This window comes from Candidatus Symbiopectobacterium sp. (assembly GCF_020054415.1).
GTDB lineage: Bacteria > Pseudomonadota > Gammaproteobacteria > Enterobacterales > Enterobacteriaceae > Symbiopectobacterium.
Genome location: NZ_JAHWCO010000638.1, coordinates 1 through 1064, shown reverse-complemented (window position 1 = coordinate 1064; position 1064 = coordinate 1). Strand labels below are relative to the sequence as shown.

General features: G+C 35.2%; 1 protein-coding gene. It reads left to right on the top strand.

From position 1 onward, the window contains the following. Nucleotides 1-82 precede the first annotated feature (82 nt). Complete coding sequence (locus QZ506_RS18595) at nt 83-934, top strand: hypothetical protein (RefSeq protein ID WP_291973061.1); 852 nt, start codon at nt 83-85, stop codon at nt 932-934. The last annotated feature ends 130 nt before the right edge of the window (nt 935-1064 follow it).

Below are 1064 nucleotides of genomic sequence, written 5' to 3'. Positions count from 1 at the left end.
TGCTTGAGGGCCTTGTTATAAGAGGGCCAGTTGGTGATTTTAAAATTTTGTTTTGCCATGGAGACCTGATTTTGAAACAACTGTGGTGATCTGCTCCGATGATTACCCAAAAGTTCTATTTATTCAACAAAGCCCCTTACATAAAGAACTAATTATTTTAAAGTTATCACACTCATTGAACACTGATGTTGGCAATAATAGCTATAGGGAGCTTAATGAAAGCGAGTGGGATAATTTGTTTAATGAAATGATGAAATTAAACTATTTGGTTTCCGAAGATTTTGATGATATAACAAAATTGGAAATCAACAAATTAATTACTAATAGTTCTAGTGTGTTTATCGTTACAGAAAGCAATAGTATTGAAAAGTGGAAAGGCAAGGGGATCTATTCTGCTTCTTCGCTTCCTATTTATGATGAGTACAGCAACACAGATACGTTGGGTACGATGGTAGATGATCAGATTAAAAAACTGCAAAGTCATGCTTCTATGAATCCATTATTTCTGTTGTCATGGACACTAACACAAAGCAGCAAGGATGCTGCATTGTGTATAGTTGATATTACAGGAATATCTTCTTCTATCATTACCCTTGCTCAACGTGCTAACAGAGTTCTATCTGAAAAAATATACCCTGAAATTGCCAAGAAAAATTATCCAAATATTATTTATATTGATAATGTAATTGATGATCAAGCCACTGTTTTATCTATGGCAAATAATATTACAAAATATATGGATGAAGTAAAGAGTAGGCAGGTAGTGATTGATGCCATAGATATTATCTATGGAGGCAATCCGGATATTCAACCTCCGGCAGGATTTAAAAAATTACCTCACGACCTAAATAAAGGAACAGGAGGGAAATATATATACCTGTGTTACAAAGAGGTTAACATTACTAACAGTAGTACCTTGGAGTGGCTTTGTTGAATAATAGGGAATAATGCTGTTATGACACGCCTGTTTTGGATTAAAATGCTGATTGCTCCGGGATGCATCACCACGCTCTGGATTTAACATACTGATTTTACGTCAAGGGAATCCGCAGCCTTTATGGCTA